The organism is Mesorhizobium atlanticum, assembly GCF_003289965.1.
Lineage (GTDB): Bacteria > Pseudomonadota > Alphaproteobacteria > Rhizobiales > Rhizobiaceae > Mesorhizobium > Mesorhizobium atlanticum.
Map to the genome: position 1 here is coordinate 1 of NZ_QMBQ01000025.1, position 1,330 is coordinate 1,330.

A 1,330-nucleotide genomic window follows, 5' to 3' on the forward strand; every position below is an offset into this window, starting at 1 on the left:
TGTCCAGGGGATAGATGGGTAACACTTTGAACCGGATACATAGGTAACAGTTTTCTCCCCCTATGATGCGGTCGCCGCAGCGCCAAGCGGTCGTCTTGGCGCGGCGCTGCGGCGAACCAGTTTCATGTGCTTCTCATCGATGAAGCCGAGCGGATGGGTGTGGAAGCGCATCGTCCACTCGCCATCCTCGGTCTCTTCAATGGCAATCGGTTCGCCGGCCAACGTGGCCGAGACATAGATCTCGGTGCCCCGCCATTTGACGGCGCCGTTCTGGCGCACGCCGCGCACCGCTGCCTCGGTCGGATAATCGGGTTCTGGGGCTGTCTTCGGCATGGGTCGGGTCGAGGGGCGGTAATGCTGTGCCGGGGCGTCCATGCCCAGCGCCTCGTGCGGACGCTCCTCATTGTAGCTGCGCCGGAAGTCCTCGAAGGCCCTGGCTTGAGCCGCTTTGTCAGCCTGCGGTGCATCGGCCATCGGCAGCATGGTCAGATGGAAGCGCTCATGGCGCCCGTTCTGCTGCGGCTTGCCTGGCTGGATGCGCTCCAGGGCGATGCCGAGCTTAATGAAGCGCACTGCCAGCGGCGTCAGCCCTGTGACGCCTGCCGACGCAAAGGGTGGGCCATTGTCGCTTCGAATGCGATCCGGCAGACCGTTTTCCTCAAACAATCGCTCAAACACCGGCCACGCCTCCTCGTCGGCCGTCGAGCCCGTCGCCTCGAGCCCCAGCAGATAGCGGCTCAATGCATCCATCACCGTCAATGGCTCGCAGCGCCACCCATCACGGGTCCGGAACCAGCCCTTGTGGTCTGCCGTCCACACCGCATTCGGCGCCGCAGGCTCCGGCCATGGCCCATTGCCTACAGCCCGCCAGCGCCGGCGCCGGCGTCCCACAAGACCATGCCGCTTCAGGATCTCGCCAGCTGTCGAGACTGCCGGCCAGCCGCAACCGGGCTCCGCCCGCTTCAGCCGGGCCATGATCTTTTTCGGTCCCCACAGCGGATGCGCTTCCTTCTCCGCCACAATCCGCTCCACCAGCTCGGCTGCCGTTGCCCGGCCGTGATCGAGCGGCGCCCGCGGCCGGTCGTGCAGGCCTTCCGGGCCGGTCTCCCGGTAACGTCCAAGCCATTTGTAGCCGGTCTTGCGTGAGATCTCGAAGGCCGCGCAAAGCTGCGTCATCGTCTCCTCACCAGATAGGCACTCCACAACAAACCGAAGCCGTTCATCCATGATGCCAGTCTCTCGCCAAACCATCGCCGGTCCTCCCGGCTGGCGAGAAAACTGTCACCCATCTAATCGGTCCATTCTGTTACCTATCTATCCGGTTCGGACA

At 64.1% G+C, this 1,330-nt stretch carries 1 protein-coding gene; it reads right to left on the minus strand.

What is annotated here, in order from left to right:
• Positions 1-60 precede the first annotated feature (60 nt).
• On the minus strand, positions 61-1,251 hold the full coding sequence (locus tag DPM35_RS32075; RefSeq protein WP_112131468.1) for an integrase core domain-containing protein: 1,191 nt from the start codon (positions 1,249-1,251) through the stop codon (positions 61-63).
• Positions 1,252-1,330: the final 79 nt, after the last annotated feature.

Coding starts and splice junctions, on each gene's coding strand:
- DPM35_RS32075 (WP_112131468.1), bottom strand. CDS start 1,251: ATGGTTTGGCGAGAGACTGGCATCATGGATGAACGGCTTCGGTTTGTT.